12 protein-coding genes and 1 tRNA gene are annotated in these 14852 nt (G+C 71.8%); 8 read left to right on the top strand and 5 right to left on the bottom strand.

Going from position 1 to position 14852, the window contains the following annotated elements:
* The first annotated feature begins 250 nt into the window (after nt 1-250).
* From ACIGXX_RS19405 to ACIGXX_RS19385, 5 genes are all read left to right on the top strand, one after another.
* Nucleotides 251-1837: a hypothetical protein gene (locus ACIGXX_RS19405; protein WP_351164675.1), complete on the top strand. Its 1587-nt coding sequence runs from the start codon at nt 251-253 to the stop codon at nt 1835-1837.
* Nucleotides 1834-3189, top strand: a complete 1356-nt coding sequence (locus ACIGXX_RS19400; RefSeq protein WP_351164676.1) for an AAA domain-containing protein — start codon at nt 1834-1836, stop codon at nt 3187-3189. Before ACIGXX_RS19405 ends, ACIGXX_RS19400 begins: the two co-directional genes overlap by 4 nt.
* A 455-nt stretch (nt 3190-3644) precedes the next feature.
* Complete coding sequence (locus tag ACIGXX_RS19395) at nt 3645-4010, top strand: hypothetical protein (RefSeq protein ID WP_249589766.1); 366 nt, start codon at nt 3645-3647, stop codon at nt 4008-4010.
* Between the two features lie 157 nt (nt 4011-4167).
* Nucleotides 4168-4800, top strand: coding sequence for a bifunctional DNA primase/polymerase (locus tag ACIGXX_RS19390; RefSeq protein ID WP_351164677.1), 633 nt, complete (start codon nt 4168-4170; stop codon nt 4798-4800).
* Nucleotides 4791-4864, top strand: a tRNA-Lys gene (locus ACIGXX_RS19385). Before ACIGXX_RS19390 ends, ACIGXX_RS19385 begins: the two co-directional genes overlap by 10 nt.
* 146 nt (nt 4865-5010) lie before the next feature.
* Here the strand turns inward: ACIGXX_RS19385 and ACIGXX_RS19380 are convergent.
* A complete protein-coding gene (locus tag ACIGXX_RS19380; RefSeq protein WP_399977131.1) occupies nt 5011-6291 on the bottom strand; it encodes a M6 family metalloprotease domain-containing protein in 1281 nt (426 codons plus the stop codon).
* Nucleotides 6292-6618: 327 nt separating this feature from the next.
* Between ACIGXX_RS19380 and ACIGXX_RS19375 the strand changes: the two genes are divergently transcribed.
* Nucleotides 6619-8424: a putative bifunctional diguanylate cyclase/phosphodiesterase gene (locus ACIGXX_RS19375; protein WP_399977128.1), complete on the top strand. Its 1806-nt coding sequence runs from the start codon at nt 6619-6621 to the stop codon at nt 8422-8424.
* A 2-nt stretch (nt 8425-8426) separates the two neighbouring features.
* Here the strand turns inward: ACIGXX_RS19375 and ACIGXX_RS19370 are convergent, their stop codons facing one another.
* From ACIGXX_RS19370 to ACIGXX_RS19360, 3 genes are all read right to left on the bottom strand, one after another.
* Nucleotides 8427-9524, bottom strand: coding sequence for an LLM class flavin-dependent oxidoreductase (locus ACIGXX_RS19370; RefSeq protein WP_351164680.1), 1098 nt, complete (start codon nt 9522-9524; stop codon nt 8427-8429).
* Nucleotides 9525-9927: 403 nt separating this feature from the next.
* Nucleotides 9928-10665: a decarboxylase gene (locus ACIGXX_RS19365; protein WP_351164682.1), complete on the bottom strand. Its 738-nt coding sequence runs from the start codon at nt 10663-10665 to the stop codon at nt 9928-9930.
* A gap of 12 nt (nt 10666-10677) precedes the next feature.
* Nucleotides 10678-11514, bottom strand: a complete 837-nt coding sequence (locus ACIGXX_RS19360) for a decarboxylase (RefSeq protein WP_399977124.1) — start codon at nt 11512-11514, stop codon at nt 10678-10680.
* 330 nt (nt 11515-11844) lie between these two features.
* Between ACIGXX_RS19360 and ACIGXX_RS19355 the strand changes: the two genes are divergently transcribed.
* Both ACIGXX_RS19355 and ACIGXX_RS19350 read left to right on the top strand, forming a co-directional pair.
* The gene (locus tag ACIGXX_RS19355) at nt 11845-12801 is read left to right on the top strand and encodes a D-2-hydroxyacid dehydrogenase (RefSeq protein ID WP_351164684.1); all 957 of its coding nucleotides are present in this window, start codon (nt 11845-11847) and stop codon (nt 12799-12801) included.
* Nucleotides 12802-12841: 40 nt separating this feature from the next.
* Nucleotides 12842-14245 (top strand): amidase, encoded by a 1404-nt coding sequence (locus ACIGXX_RS19350; RefSeq protein WP_351164685.1) that lies wholly within the window; start codon nt 12842-12844, stop codon nt 14243-14245.
* Nucleotides 14246-14272: 27 nt separating this feature from the next.
* Here the strand turns inward: ACIGXX_RS19350 and ACIGXX_RS19345 are convergent, their stop codons facing one another.
* Entirely contained in the window at nt 14273-14773 is a 501-nt protein-coding gene (locus ACIGXX_RS19345; RefSeq protein ID WP_351164686.1) for a DUF3830 family protein, read from the bottom strand.
* Nucleotides 14774-14852: the final 79 nt, after the last annotated feature.

Genomic DNA, 14852 nt, shown 5'->3' with positions numbered 1-14852 from the left:
TGGCCGCGCTCCACCGGCCCGCCCATCCGCTGGCCGGTCCTTCGGTGGGCGGATGTCGCCGGGTGATCGGGTGGGCGGGTGGGGAAAATCCGCCGCGAAGCGGCGGGGCAGCAGCGGATGACGACCCGCAAAGGCCGCCGCACCGCGCAGCGCCCCGCGGCGCGTCAGGCGACGACGGCGGCGAACAGGCGACGACGGACAGCGCACCGCCAAAGCCCCGTGCAACGGCCCCGCAGGGAGAGGCGACCCAGTGTCACTGATCGACAACCTCGCCCGCCTGGAGGCGGTGGCCACCGGCCGCGCCCAGCCCAGAGCAACGACCCGGCACCGGCACCTCTCCCAGCGCCCCCTCGTCCTCGTCCCCCTCATCACCGCCGGCGAGGCAGGCGCCCCGCTCGGCGCGCTCGTCGGGACGGAGCGGACCTCGCCCCGCGTGCTCATCGTGCCGCAGCCCCGCGACCGCGACCTGCGCTTCACCTTCCTCGCCCAACTCGCGGACACCGTCCTGGAGTACGTCGACTCGTTCACGGACGACGTCGAGGCGGCGGAACGCAGCGAGACGGACCCGGAGACCGGCAAGCGGGTCAAGGTGGAGGTCGAACTCTGCGCGGACGCACCGCAGTTGATCGTCCCCAGCCGCGCCGGCATCGACTTCGTACGGCTCATCGGCCGCTCCACCCGCTTCCGCCGCACCGCGGAGCAGGACCCTGAGACGCCCTATCCCGCCCCGCCGCGCGTCCCCCTCCTCGGCCGCTGGCTGACCCACTTCGGGGAGCGCGCCCGGGTTCCCGGCTCCTCCCTCCTCGTCGCCATGACCGAACTGCTCTCCCGGCACTGGGCCACCGGGCAGTCCAGCCTGGAGGACCAGCACCTGGGCGCCCTGCTCGCCTGGATCGAGGCCCCGGAAGGCACGTCCGGCGCCGAGGCCGCGCTCCGCGCCGAGCTGGCGCGGGACAAGGACGGCCAGTTGCTCTGCCCGCCCGCGGGCCCCGCCACGGACCCGGCGTTCGACAACCGCCTCCTCGCCCCGGCCATCGAGCGCTACGACCGCGCGCGCGGCACCCTCGCCACCGCCGAGGACGGCATCCAGGCGGACGCCCGCCTCGCCGAACTGGCCGCCGCCGAGCGGGAGATCCGCTCCCTGATCGAGAGCAGGACCCGCCCCACCTGGGACGCGGTGTGGCGCGGTCTCGACGCGCTCTGCACGCTTCCCGAGGCCCCGCGCGCCGCCGACCGCTGGACCCGCGACCGCTGGTCGTTCACCGGCCACCGCGACCGCGTGACGGCGGGCGAACCCCCGCAGCCCCGCGTCGACGACGCAGTGACGGCGGCGAACAAGCTCGCCACGCGCGAGCGCGAACAGGCCAGGCTGGAGGCCCAGGAAGCGCTCGACGACCCGCTGGTGATGGCCGGCCGCAGGCTCGCGGGCGAGGCCTTCGCCGGCGAGGTGACCGAGGTGGTCATGGCGTACAGCGAGGGCAAGAGCCCGAGGCCACGCCCCCTGGTCACGGTCCGCACGGACGACCACCCGCACCTGGCCGAGCGCGCGAAGGTGTACCGCTCGCTGCAGGGCAAGCCGCAGACGGCCGAGTTCGTGACGTACGAGGGCGAGGGAATCGTCGTCCTGCGCGTCACCGACAAGATGGGGCGCGGCAAGGAGCCCGAGCCCGGTTCCGTGCCGGAGAAGGGCGACCGCGTCTGCTGGACGCTCTTCGAGCACGAGCAGCGCGGCGGCCCCAAGCTGCCCGAACCCGAGGCGACTCCCTGGACCCACGGCGGCCCGCCGGGCGACGCCGCCGAGCGCCCTGACCCCGTGACGCCGGAGGACACCCTGTGAGTCCGACCGCCCCCTTCGACCGCGCCTCCTTCGACCCGGGCGCCGCGGCCACCCGCGCCACGGACGCGATCCTGCACGACACGCTGCACGGCGCGCACCGCGGTGTCGTCGTCGACTCGCCGCCCGGCGCGGGCAAGTCGACCCTCGTCGTCCGCGCGGCCCGCGAACTGGCGGCCGCCGGGCGCCCGTTGATGGTGATCGCGCAGACGAACGCGCAGGTGGACGACCTGGTGCTGCGGCTCGCCGAGAAGGACCCCGAGCTGCCGGTGGGCCGTCTGCACAGCAGCGACCCGGACGCGTACGACAAGGCCCTGGACGACCTGCCCTTCGTCCGTACGTCCACGAAGGCCGCCGACCTGGCGGGCCTGGACGTCGTCGTGTCCACCGCGGCGAAGTGGGCGCACGTCAAGGACGTGGAGCCCTGGCGGCACGCCATCGTGGACGAGGCGTACCAAATGCGTTCGGACGCGCTGCTCGCCGTGGCCGGGCTCTTCGAGCGGGCCCTGTTCGTGGGCGACCCGGGCCAGCTCGACCCGTTCTCGATCGTGGGCGCCGAGCAGTGGGCCGGTCTCGCGTACGACCCTTCGGCGAGCGCGGTGACGACGCTGCTCGCGCACAATCCCGAACTGCCGCAGCACCGCCTGCCGGTGTCCTGGCGGCTCCCGGCGTCGGCGGCCCCGCTGGTGTCGGCGGCGTTCTATCCGTACACGCCCTTCCGCAGCGGCACGGACCACGGCGACAGGAAACTCGGCTTCGGTGTCCCGTCGGACGGTTCGGGCCCGGACCGGGTGATCGACGAGGCGGCGGAGTCGGGCTGGGGCCTGCTGGAACTGCCCGCGCGGAACACGCCGCGGACCGACCCCGAGGCCGTGCGCGCGGTGGCCCAGGTCGTGCGGCGGCTCCTGGACCGGGGCGGCGCGGCCACGTCGGAGCGCGGCCCGGAGCCCACGCCCCTGACGGCCGACCGCATCGCCGTCGGCACCGCCCACCGCGACCAGGCGGCGGCGGTGCGGGCGATCCTCGCGGAAATGGGCGTAAGAGACGTCACGGTGGACACCGCGAACCGGCTCCAGGGCCGCGAGTTCGACGTGACGGTGGTCCTGCACCCGCTCTCCGGCCGCCCGGACGCCACCGCGTTCCACCTGGAGACGGGCCGCCTGTGCGTCCTGGCGTCCCGCCACCGCCACGCCTGCATCGTGATCTGCCGCGCGGGCGTCAGCGAACTGCTCGACGACCACCCGTCGACGGAACCGGTCCAACTGGGCGTCACCGTGAAGTTCCCAGACGGCTGGGAAGCGAACCACGCGGTACTGGCCCGCCTCGCCGAACACCGAGTGGCATGGCGACCGTGAACCCGCCGGCGCACCACACCGCAAACACCGGAGGGAGTCCGGCACGCCGCCGGAGGCGGCCAAGAGAAACAGCCCGGATGGCTGGGAAGCGAACCACGCGGTACTGGCCCGCCTGGCCGAACACCGAGTGGCGTGGCGACCGTGAACCCGCGGACACACCACACCCCAAACGCCGGACGGAGTCCGGCACGCCGCCGGAGGCGGCCAAGAGAAACAGCCCAGACGGCTGGGAAGCGAACCACGCGGTACTGGCCCGCCTCGCGGAACACCGAGTGGCGTGGCGACCGTGAACCCGCAGGCGCACCACACCGAACACCGAGTGGCATGGCGGCCCTAGCTCTGGCGGTGCGCGGAAATCCTGGAACCCCCACAGCCCAGGGCCCACGGCCCCCTTGCGCAGCAAGGGAGAATGGAAGTCGGCCCCACGGCCGGAAACCGTACGAGGAGGAAGAACCATGGCGGAGCCCGAGCGGCCCCGGACCGAACAGCGTCTGCGACCCGCGCCCCTGCTCTTCGAGCCCGCGGAAGCAGTCGCCGACCCGGAGCACTTCTTCGACCTGGAGTCGATGGAGGACCCTCGTGAGCTCCTGGCCCGCGCCACCGAGCTGACCCACGCCTTCCGTGCCGCGACGGACCGTGCGGTCGAGTTCCAGGCGATCGCGGCCGCCCAGCTCGCCGACCCCCGGCGCTTCGACCGGCTGACACCCGCCGCGATCGCCGAGCGCGCGCAGTGGACCGAGGACTACGCGAAGAAGATGGTCGAGTTCGGCCGGGACCTGCTGCGCGGGGCCGGTGCGGGCGGCGGCGGTCCGGAGGCCTGAGAGGCGCCGGACAGGGGGCGCGAAGGGCGCTCCGGGCCCCGGAAGAAGATCACGGGGCATATGCCATGGGGGCAAGGTACTCCCTCCCACCCCCTGTTGTCCTGATTTCTGGCAACTCTCAGAAATGGAACCTTCACCACCGGTAGATGTAGTCGCCATGAGCAGCACGCGCCTCCACCCGGATCCCCACCCCGCCGACGTCCAGGACATCTCCGACGTCACCACCGAGGGAGCCGCCTGGCTCGCCTCCGCGGAAACGTATCCCCGCAGCGCCCTGGCCCACTGGCGCAACCGCCCCACCGCCCCGGCCGTCCTGCCCTGCGGCTCCGTCTTCGACGTGGTGAGCGTCCCCGCGGTCTTCGGCCGGCGGATGCTCGACCGCCTGTGGGACGAAGGCCCCGGCTCGGGCCCCGTCGCCGCGCACCGCGGCCGCATGCTGCTCTTCACCGCCCCCGGCACCGCCCAGCGGCTGCCCTCGCTGCTCGAGTGGGAGGAGTGGGGCCGCGCCGTGCCGGGCGTGCTCTGCCACGGCATGGGGGACGCGGTGACGGTGCCGCCGCTCACCGCGGAACACGGGGAGACCGAGCGGTCCGGCCCCCTCGAAGGGCACCTCGAATCGCGCTGGCTCGTCGCCCCCGACGCCCGGCACCCCTGGCTGCCGGGGCCCGAGGTGACGCTCTGGGCCTGCGTCCGCGCGGCCCGTGCGGCGGCGGGCTCCGCGGTCCGTATTTCGATTTTTCCTGGCGGCGATCAGAGTGCTAAGGTCTACGACGTCAGCAGGCGCCGTTAGCTCAGTTGGTTAGAGCAGCTGACTCTTAATCAGCGGGTCCGGGGTTCGAGTCCCTGACGGCGCACAGACAGAAAGAAGCCCCTCGCGCAAGCGGGGGGCTCCTTTCATGTCCGGCACTTTCCTCATGTCCGGCACTTTCCTCATGTCCGGCGCTTTCCTCATGCCCGGCGCTTCCTTCATCCTCGGCGCCGACAAGATGTCGGGGACGGCTCAGCCCACCGACACCTTCACCGTCCACGCCCCCGTCGCCGTCCGCCCCTCGACCTCGATGCGTACGTCCTCGTCCGGCACCGTGAAGCTCTCCCCCGCCCCCACCGGCGCGTCCGCGAGCGGCGGATACACCGATGCGCCCCAGCACGCCTCCGAGTCCGGGTGCGCGTCGATGACCTCGACCGGGCCGCCACCGGAGGGCGCCTCGTTGCGTACGCGATAGGCGAGCACTCCTTCCCGGCAGGTCGCCCGGTCGTTGCCCGCCGCGTCGCGCGCCTCGATGGCGATGGCACTGCCACGGCCCGTGCGCACGACCGCCAGCTTGGTGCCGCCGACGCCACCGCGCGTGGGCCGCGCCGACAGCGGCTCCAGGGTCAGCCGCCGGTCGCCGCCCTCCACGCACACCACCTGCCGCTCGTCCAGCCAGCCGAGCTTCCACTTGTGCCAGCCGAAGAGGTCGGGGGAGAGCCCGAACTGGCTGCCCATGACGTCCCAGTCGCCGACGTGCGTGTCCCAGTCGCCCTCGCCGTCCGTCGGCCGGTGGTAGAGGTCGGGCAGGTCGAAGACGTGGCCGGTCTCGTGGGCGAGGACGTTGCGGTCCGGTGGATGCTGCTCGAAGACCGTGACGATGCGCTTGATGTCCGCGCCGTCGGCCCGCATCGGCCGGTCGAAGTTGACGACCTTCGTCGCGTCCGAGTCGACGCCGGGCGCGTCCGGGTCCGCGACGAAGTAGACGACGTCGTACCGCGAGAAGTCCACGTGCGGATCGGCGGCGGTCACCGCGTCCCGCAGATAGGCGCTGCGCCGTGCCGCGTTCCAGTCGCGCTGTATGGCGTACGCGGTGGAGTAGTCCGGCATCTCGACCCACTCGCGCTGCGGGTGCGGGCGCAGCGCGAACTTGCCGTAGGAGGCGCGGTCGAAGAACTGGCTGGTGGCGGGGAAGTAGTCGGCCGCCAGGTCCTCGGGGTCGATCCGGGGCGGGGAGTCGGGGAAGGAGAGGAAGACCATCACCGCGTCGAGGGTCCGTTCGGGGCGCGGATAGGCGGCGTTCCAGGTGTCCAGGCCCTCCGAGTGATGCGCCGGTGTGCGCTGGAGCGCGCAGGGCACCGCCGAGGTCTGGGCGATCGCGGGACCCGCGACGAGCCCCGTGGCGGCCAGTGCGGTCAGGGATGTGAGGGCGGCGGCCGCGCTGCGCAACCGGGTTCTCTCCCCTCCACGGGTGAGTCCCCAGGGGGGTAGCTGACGCGGCACGTCGACCTCCGGGTGCGGATTGCGGGGCATCCCACCCACCCTGTGATGATTTATTCAAATACGCCCTGTTTGTCTGACCCGGTCGGGTGATGAGCGGCGCGTCGAGTGCTCACGGAACGTCACAAGTGGTCGCCGGGAAGATTGAGGCGCAAAGGAAGCGGTACCGGGTCGAGCAGAAACGATCTGTCGCCGTGTGGGCGCCAAACCCAGGCCGGGCATGCGCCTGTCCTATGCCGGAGACGGCCGCCACGCGGCGCCGCGCTGTGGCTGGATGCGCCCTCGGGCCAGCCCCTATGATCGGCACACTTTCCTGCGCGGGCCCGGCCTCGCCGAACAACTGCACTGCGGGAGCAAGTGGTGAACGGAACGTCTGAAGGCCAAGCGCCCACAGCGGTCACAGCACCCGACCTCGCTGGGGCGCCCACTACGGAGCGTCGCCGTCCGGCGCAGCTGCCCGATCACCGAGCCGCTTTCGCCGCCGCCCCTCTCGCCCTGGGCGTCGTCGACGGCGAAGGGGTCGTCGTCGACGCGAACGACGCGCTCGCCGAGCTGCTCGGCGCGACACCGGACGAGCTGACGGGCCGCCTCGCCGCCGATCTGGTGGACCTGGCGTCGGAGGCCCGCACCTGGCACGCGTACCGCGAGGTGCTCCGCGGCCGCCAGGCGAAGCTGCGCTGCACCCGGCGCCTGAAACACCCCGACGGGCACTCCCTGTGGATCCAGGTCACCGTCGCGCCGATGCCCGGCGGGAGCACGGTGCTGCTCGCCGCCACCGACATCAGCGCCCGCCGCGAGCTGCAGGCCCGGCTGCGGCACCTCCAGATGCACGACCCGGTGACACGGCTGCCCAACCGCAGCCTGTTCTTCGAACGCCTCGCCGCCGCGCTCGAAGCGGGAGCGTACGACGACACGGGCACCGGCCGGATCGGCCTCTGCTATCTGGACCTCGACGGGTTCAAGGCGGTCAACGACACCCTCGGCCACCGGGTCGGCGACCGGCTGCTCGCGGCCGTCGCGGAGCGGCTCACGCGGTGCGCCGACGAGGCGGGCCACGGCAGGACGGCGGCGCCGCTGGTCGCACGGCTGGGCGGCGACGAGTTCGCGCTGCTCGTGGAGGACTCGACGGGCACGGACCAGCTGGCCGACCTCGCCGAAGCGGCGCTCAAGACGCTGCAGGAGCCCTTCGACCTGTCGGGCCAGCGGCTCTCCGTCTCGGCGTCGATCGGCGTCGTGGAGCGGCGGGCCGCCGGGGCCACGACGACGTGCCTGATGCAGGCCGCCGACACGACGCTCTACTGGGCGAAGTCGGACGGCAAGGCCCGCTGGACGCTCTTCGACCCCGAGCGCAACGCCCACCGCATGACGCGGCAGTCGCTGTCGAGCTCACTGCGTCCGGCCGTCGATCGCGGTGAATTCCTGCTGGACTACCAGCCGTTGGTGCGCCTGGAGGACGGCGGTCTGCGCGGGGTCGAGGCGCTGGTGCGGTGGCAGCATCCGCGCTTCGGCCTGCTGACGCCGAATCGGTTCATCGGATTGGCCGAGGAGGACGGTTCGATCGTGCAGCTGGGCCGCTGGGTGCTGCGGACCGCGTGCCGCCAGGCCCGGCAGTGGCAGCTGGACCACCCAGGGCGGCCGCCGGTCTTCGTGAGCGTCAATGTCGCGGTGCGCCAGGTGTGGGACTCGGACCTGGTGGCCGACGTGGAGGAGATCCTCGCCGAGACGGAACTCCGCCCCGAACTGCTCCAGTTGGAGCTCACCGAGTCGGCCGTGATGGGCTCGGCGGGCCGCCCGCTGCAGGCTCTCCAGTCGCTCAGCGACATGGGGGTGCGGATCGCCATCGACGACTTCGGCACGGGCTACTCGAACCTGGCCTACCTGAGCCGCCTTCCGGTGTCCGTCCTCAAGCTGGACGGCTCCTTCGTACGAGGCTTCCAGTACGACGCGGAGGCGGGCGAGGCGCACATCAACCCCGCCGACGAGGTCATCGTCGAGGCGCTGGTGCAACTCGCCCACCGGCTGGGCCTGACGGTGACCGCGGAGTGCGTGGAGACGACGTCCCAGGCGGCACGGCTGCGCCGGATCGGCTGCGACACCGGGCAGGGGTGGCTGTACTCCCGCCCGGTGACGCCGGATCGTATCTCCGCACTGCTCGCGGCGAGTTGAGTCTAGGCGCGGGGCAGCCCGTAGGCGTCGGCGATCAACTCGTAGGACCTCAACCGGACTTCACCGCTGTGCGCGTTGGCCGTGATCATCAACTCGTCGGCGCCGGTGCGCTTGGCGAGGTCGTCGAGGCCGGTGCGGACCTGGTCGGCGGTGCCGTGGATGACGTTGGAGTTCCAGCTGTTGACGAACTCCCGCTCCATGTCACTGAACGCGTACGCCTCGGCCTCCTCGGGAGTCGGGACAAGCCCCGGCTTCCCGGTGCGCAGCCGGACCATGTTCAGCGCGGCGGCAAGAACCTGACGCCGAGCTTCGCCCTCCTCATCCGTGGCGAGAGCCGAGACGCCGATGAGAGCGTACGGAGCGTCGAGCACGGCGGACGGCTTGAACGACTCCCGGTAGAGGTCGAGCGCCGGGATCGTGTTCTGCGCCGAGAAGTGGTGGGCGAAGGCGAAGGGCAGACCGAGGACTCCGGCGAGGCGGGCGCTGAAGCCGGAGGAGCCGAGCAGCCACAGGGGCGGGCGGTGCGGGGACTGGACGCCGCCGGGTGAGGTGGCCTGGACGGGGCCGGGGACGGCGTGGATACGGCCGTACGGGTGCCCGTCGGGAAAGTCGTCGTCCAAGAAGCGGGTCAGCTCGGCGAGCTGCTGCGGAAAGTCGTCGGCGCCTTCATTGAGACGCTCGGTCCTGCGCAGCGCGGCGGCGGTCGCACCGTCCGTACCCGGGGCGCGCCCGAGCCCCAGGTCGACACGCCCAGGAGCCATCGCCTCCAGGGTCCCGAACTGCTCCGCGATGACGAGAGGAGCGTGGTTGGGCAGCATGACGCCGCCCGATCCCAGCCGGATGCGTTCGGTGTGGGCGGCGAGGTGGGCGAGGATGACCGCCGGTGAGGAGGAGGCCACTCCCGGCATGGAGTGGTGCTCGGCCACCCAGTAGCGGTGGTATCCGCGCCCCTCGGCGAGCTTGGCGATCTCCACGCTCTTCTTCAGGGCGTCGGTGGCGGTACGCCCCGCGCCCACGGTCACCAGGTCCAGTACGGAGAGCGGGACCGGCGCGCTGCCGTGCCGCTCGCCGCGGATGTCGTCGCTCGGGTCCACTGTCACGGGGGCCTGCCTCCTGCTGCGCGGTGCTTGTGCGGTATTTCGTACTCCGCAGACCCAACAGGAGGGGGGCTCCGCTTTATTCCCCGATGCCCGGCCCCCTGCCCCGCGGCGCCCCGTAACGAACAGACCTCTCCCACCCACCCGCCCGTAACCCCGCATCCGCCCCTGAACGAACAAGCCTTTCCCGCCCACCCGCCCGATTGCCCCGCAGTGACCAGCGACTACCCGCAGTCGGGAGCGCTCGGGAGGGGACGTGCCGGTATGTCCGCCCGGAGCACGGTTCGCGGCGCTCCGGGACCGCAGCGGCCGGGCGGCCACCGGACGATAGCGAGGACGGACATACCGGCGCGGCACCGACCCACACACGGACCGGCCCACACACGGACCGACCCCGCAGCAGCCGCTACTCCCGAACCTGCACCACCGGCTCCTTGGTGAAGAGCGCCCCCAGGGAGGGGGCGTTCACCCGCCGGGTCGCCAGGCGCAGCGCTTCCCAGACCGTCACCTGGTTCGCCGTCAGGACCGGTTTGCCCAGCTCCTCCTCCAGCGCCTGCACATACGCCGCCGTATGCAGCGCCGTATCCGGGAGCAGGAGCGCCTGCGCGTCGGGGTGGTCGCCCGCGTGGGCCATGGCACGGACCTCCTCCCAGCCCCACGTACCCACCTCCGCCGCAGTGATGATCCCGTTCCCCCGCGTCGACACGACCTCCGTGCCGGCCGCCTTCAGGAACGAGGCGAAGAGGGAAGCGACGTCCTCCGGGTACGTGGCCGCCACGGCGACCCGCCCCGCGCCCACCTCACGTACCGCGTGGGCGAACGCGAAGGACGTGCTGGACGCCGGCAGGCCCGCCGTCCGGGCCAGCGCACGGACCTGGTCGTGCGCGCCCTCCCAGCCGAAGACGAAGCTCGCGCTGGTGCAGGCCCACACCACCGCCTCCGCCCCGGCCAGACGCAACTCCTCGACCCCGGCGGCGAGCCGTGCCGTCGACCCCATCTCCAGGAGCGCGTCCACCCGGTGCGCGTCCTCGCCGATGTCGGTGTGGACGACCTGCAGCCGGACGTCACTCCCCAGCATCTGTTCCATGCGGGGGTACTCGTCCTCAGCCGAGTGACCCGGATAGAGGAAACCAAGTGCGGTCACTTCCAGCCTCCTTCAAGGCAGCGTTGGTGGTCCTTCGGGCAGCCCCCGGGGCGGATCGACCGGTACCACACCGGGCAGCTCGCCCGGCCCGGCGACCGGACCCGCGCCCGGCCTGGCACTCGGATTGATCAGCGCCTGGTAGGGCCCTACGGCATGGGTACCCAGACGGCGCAGGGCGGACCACATCGTCACCTGGTTCGCGGAGATCACCGGCATCTGCAGCTCGGCCTCCAGCTGCGGAATGACGTCGTACGTCGCGAGGTTGGTGCAGCTGATGAAGAGCGCGTCGGCCCCGCCCAGCACCGCCCGCCGCGCCATCTCCGCCACGTCCTTGTACGGCACCTTCCAGATGTGCCGGGTCAGGCCCAGATAGGCGCGACCGGTGACGGACACACCGGATTCGGCCAGGTAGTGCTCCAGGGACTGGGTCACCGACCAGGTGTAGGGCGTGACGAGCGCGATGCGCCGCGCGCCCAGATCGTCGAGCGCTTCGAGCAGCGCGCCCGAGGTCGTGACGGCCGAGACCGCGCCCTCGCGGTTCATGGCCTCGCACATCGCGCGCTCACCCGCGATGCCGCCGACGAAGCTTCCCGACGTGCAGGCGTACGCCAGAACTTCGGGCTCCGCGGCGCTCAGCGCGCGCACCGCCTCGGCGAGCGTTTCGTGCTCGCTGACGAGTCGTGCCAGGTCAAGGCTTACCTCGACGGGCACGTACGGCGTGCGCGTCAGGTGGAGGGAGATCTCGTCCGGCACCCAGCGCCAGAGCTCCCGGTCGAGTGCGAAGTCGAAAGGGGCGACGACACCTACACCGCGTTGAGGGTGTGGTCCGCCGAGGAAAGAGACGTCCATGAGCAGGCCCCAAGTTCGTGCGTGCGTGCAATGGAGGGACCGGCCGGGGCCGGGAGATGCGAAACCGGCGACGCGCCGGGACGTCGGGACGGGGCAGAAGGCGCCGAGAAAGCGCTACAGAGAGTGCTACGGCCTCGTACGGAGCGTACTCAGTCGCGGGGTGCTTGTGATAGAGCACCTCTGTTGACGAAGGTAGTTTCAGGTGCGAGCGTGGTCAATCCGCGCATCTCAGACGGCTCTGGCCGACACAAATCTCAGGGAAGCGGACTCTCATTGCGAAACGGTTTCTCCTCGATGTCCGAATCAATGTCTGATCCGATGTCTGGTCCGATGTCTGAAACAACCGTTCTGGTCCTTGACGCCCCCTCCCCCGCCCCGCCGCCCCGCCTCGGCAGCCTCACCGGGCGCGCCCGGATCCTGCACGCGGACGCGGACACCCTGGCGGCCCAACTCCCCCACGCCGATGTGCTCCTGGTGTGGGACTTCCTCTCGGACGCGGTGCGTCTGGCCTGGCCCGGCGAGGGGCCGAGGCCCCGCTGGGTGCACACCGCGAGCGCGGGCGTGGACCGCCTGATGTGCCCCGAGCTGGCCCGCTCCGACACGCTGGTCACCAACGCCCGCGGCGTCTTCGACCAGCCCATCGCCGAGTACGTGGCCGCCCTCGTCCTGGCCATGGCCAAGGACCTGCCGCGCACCCTCCAGCTCCAGGGCGAGCGCACCTGGCAGCACCGCGAGACCCAGCGAGTCGCCCGAACGCGCGCGTGTGTCGTGGGTTCGGGCCCCATCGGACACGCCATCGTGCGCATGCTGAAGGGGCTCGGGATCATCACCGCCCTGGTGGGCCGCAGCGCGCGGGCCGGCGTCCACGGCCCCGACGAGCTCGACCGGCTCATGGCGCGCGCCGACTGGGTGGTGTGCGCGGCGCCGCTGACGGACGACACGCGCGGGATGTTCGACGAGCGGCGGTTCGGGATGATGCAGCCCTCCGCGCGCTTCATCAACATCGGGCGCGGCGCGCTCGTCGTGGAGGACGCTCTCGCGGCCGCCCTGTCGAAGCGGTGGATCGCGGGCGCGGCGCTCGACGTCTTCGAGCACGAGCCACTGCCCGCGGACAGCCCGCTGTGGACGGCGCCGGGGCTCCTGGTGTCCCCGCACATGAGCGGCGACACGGTCGGCTGGCGCGATGAACTGGGCGCACAGTTCGTCGAGTTGTACGAGGAGTGGGCGGCCGGGCGGCCCCTCTCGAACGTGGTCGACAAGAAACGCGGGTATGTACCCGGGAATTGATCATTCCCCGAGCCACTTCCCTCCCCCTTGAGGAGCGTGCATGACCGAGCTCACGGATCTCACCGCGGTACAACTCGTCGACGCCTATCGCAAGGGCGAATTCAGTCCGGTCGACGCGACACGGGCGGCCCTGCGCAGGGCCGAGGAAGTACAGCCCGCGGTGAACGCCTTCGTGCGCCTCGACGCCGAGGACGCCCTCGCGGAAGCGGAGGCGAGTGCGGAGCGCTGGCGGCGGGGTGAGCCGCGGGGTCTGGTGGACGGGGTGCCCGTCTCGGTCAAGGACATCCTGCTGCAGCGCGGCGGGCCGACCCTGCGGGGCTCCAAAACCGTTCGCGAGCAAGGGAGTTGGGAGGAGGACGCGCCGTCGGTGGCGCGGCTTCGCGAGCACGGCGCGGTGTTCATCGGCAAGACGACGACGCCCGAGTTCGGCTGGAAGGGCGTCACCGACAGCCCGCAGAGCGGGATCACGCGCAATCCGTACGACCCTTCGCGCACCGCGGGCGGTTCCAGCGGCGGCAGCGCGGCCGCCGTGGCGCTCGGCGCGGCGCCGGTGTCGCTCGGCACGGACGGCGGCGGTTCGGTGCGCATCCCGGGCTCCTTCTGCGGGATCTTCGCACTGAAGCCGACGTACGGACGCGTGCCGCTGTACCCCGCGTCCGCGTTCGGCACGCTGGCGCACGTCGGCCCCATGACGCGGGACGCGGCGGACGCGGCGCTCCTGATGGACGTCATCAGCGGCCCGGACTGGCGCGACTGGTCGCAGCTGGGTCCGGCCGAGGGCAGCTTCCGCGCGGGTATCGAAGGCGGCGTACGCGGACTGCGCATCGCGTACTCCCCCTCGCTCGGCGGTCAGGTCGCGGTGCGGCCCGCGGTCGCCGCGGCCGTGCGCCGGGCCGTGGAGTCCCTCGCGGCGCAGGGTGCGTACGTCGAGGAGGCGGACCCCGACTTCACGGACCCGGTGGAGGCCTTCCACACGCTGTGGTTCAGCGGCGCGGCGCGGGTGATCCAGCACCTGCCGCCGGACCGCCGTGAGTTGCTCGACCCGGGGCTGCGGGAGATCTGTGCGCAGGGCGCCCGGGCCAGCGCGCTCGACTACCTTGCCGCAGTTGACGTACGCATGGAGCTCGGCCGTCGCATGGGCCGCTTTCACCAGACGTACGACCTTCTGATCACTCCGACGTTGCCGATCACCGCGTTCGAGGCGGGAGCCGAGGTACCGAAAGGTTCCGGCCATCGGCGGTGGACGGGATGGACTCCGTTCACGTACCCCTTCAACATGACGCAGCAGCCGGCCGCGACCGTCCCCTGCGGGGTGGACCGGGACGGGCTGCCCATCGGCGTGCAGATCGTGGCGGCGCGACACGCCGACGCATCCGTCCTGCGGGCCGCGCACGCGCTGTACGAAGCGGGCGGCGCGAGGATCGCGCCGCCCTCCATCGGCTGAACCCGCGGACGGGTGCGCAGGCGGGGCCTACGCTCTGCGGAAATTCAGCGTCTCGCCCTGCGCGCCCGCGCGCCACAGGTCGTTGCAGGCCTCGGCCATCTGGTCGAGGCCTTCGACCACTTGGCCCCAGACGATGCCGGGGACCCAGCCGACGTCTCCGTTGAGCAGCAGGTTGTTGCGCTCGTAGAAGAGGGCGAGGTCCACGACCGTGGCACCCGCCTTGACGTCCGCGGCCGGTTCGTACCCATAGGCCTGCGTGCCCAGCTGTGTCCCGTTGAAGGAGAAATAGCAGAGGTCGCCGGGGATGGGGGTGACTGTCGGATTCTCCAGGGGCGGCTCGCGGTCCGCGAAAGCCGGAAAGAGGGCGTAGATCTCATTGCGGGCGTACTTCGCGTGATAGACGTCCTCGCTGAGCGGAAGCGCCTCCCACACCGCCGCGCAGGTCACCGGGGCCCGGTCGTCGAGCAGCTTTGCCGTGCACTGAACTCCCCGCTTGGCGAGGGAGACTTCGATGAATCGGTCTGCCATGTGTCCCATGCTCCTCCCTGGGTCAAGACCACAACGATTGCATCAGGGGCTGAAATTGGCCCGCATATCTTGCGTCGAG

The organism is Streptomyces sp. NPDC055243 (genome assembly GCF_044544025.1).
Taxonomy (GTDB): domain Bacteria; phylum Actinomycetota; class Actinomycetes; order Streptomycetales; family Streptomycetaceae; genus Streptomyces.
This window is presented reverse-complemented; position numbering and strand designations above follow the sequence as displayed.

Coding starts and splice junctions, on each gene's coding strand:
- ACIGXX_RS19395 (WP_249589766.1), top strand. CDS start 3,645: ATGGCGGAGCCCGAGCGGCCCCGGACCGAACAGCGTCTGCGACCCGCG.
- ACIGXX_RS19390 (WP_351164677.1), top strand. CDS start 4,168: ATGAGCAGCACGCGCCTCCACCCGGATCCCCACCCCGCCGACGTCCAG.
- ACIGXX_RS19380 (WP_399977131.1), bottom strand. CDS start 6,291: ATGCCCCGCAATCCGCACCCGGAGGTCGACGTGCCGCGTCAGCTACCC.
- ACIGXX_RS19360 (WP_399977124.1), bottom strand. CDS start 11,514: ATGGACGTCTCTTTCCTCGGCGGACCACACCCTCAACGCGGTGTAGGT.
- ACIGXX_RS19355 (WP_351164684.1), top strand. CDS start 11,845: ATGTCTGAAACAACCGTTCTGGTCCTTGACGCCCCCTCCCCCGCCCCG.
- ACIGXX_RS19350 (WP_351164685.1), top strand. CDS start 12,842: ATGACCGAGCTCACGGATCTCACCGCGGTACAACTCGTCGACGCCTAT.
- ACIGXX_RS19345 (WP_351164686.1), bottom strand. CDS start 14,773: ATGGCAGACCGATTCATCGAAGTCTCCCTCGCCAAGCGGGGAGTTCAG.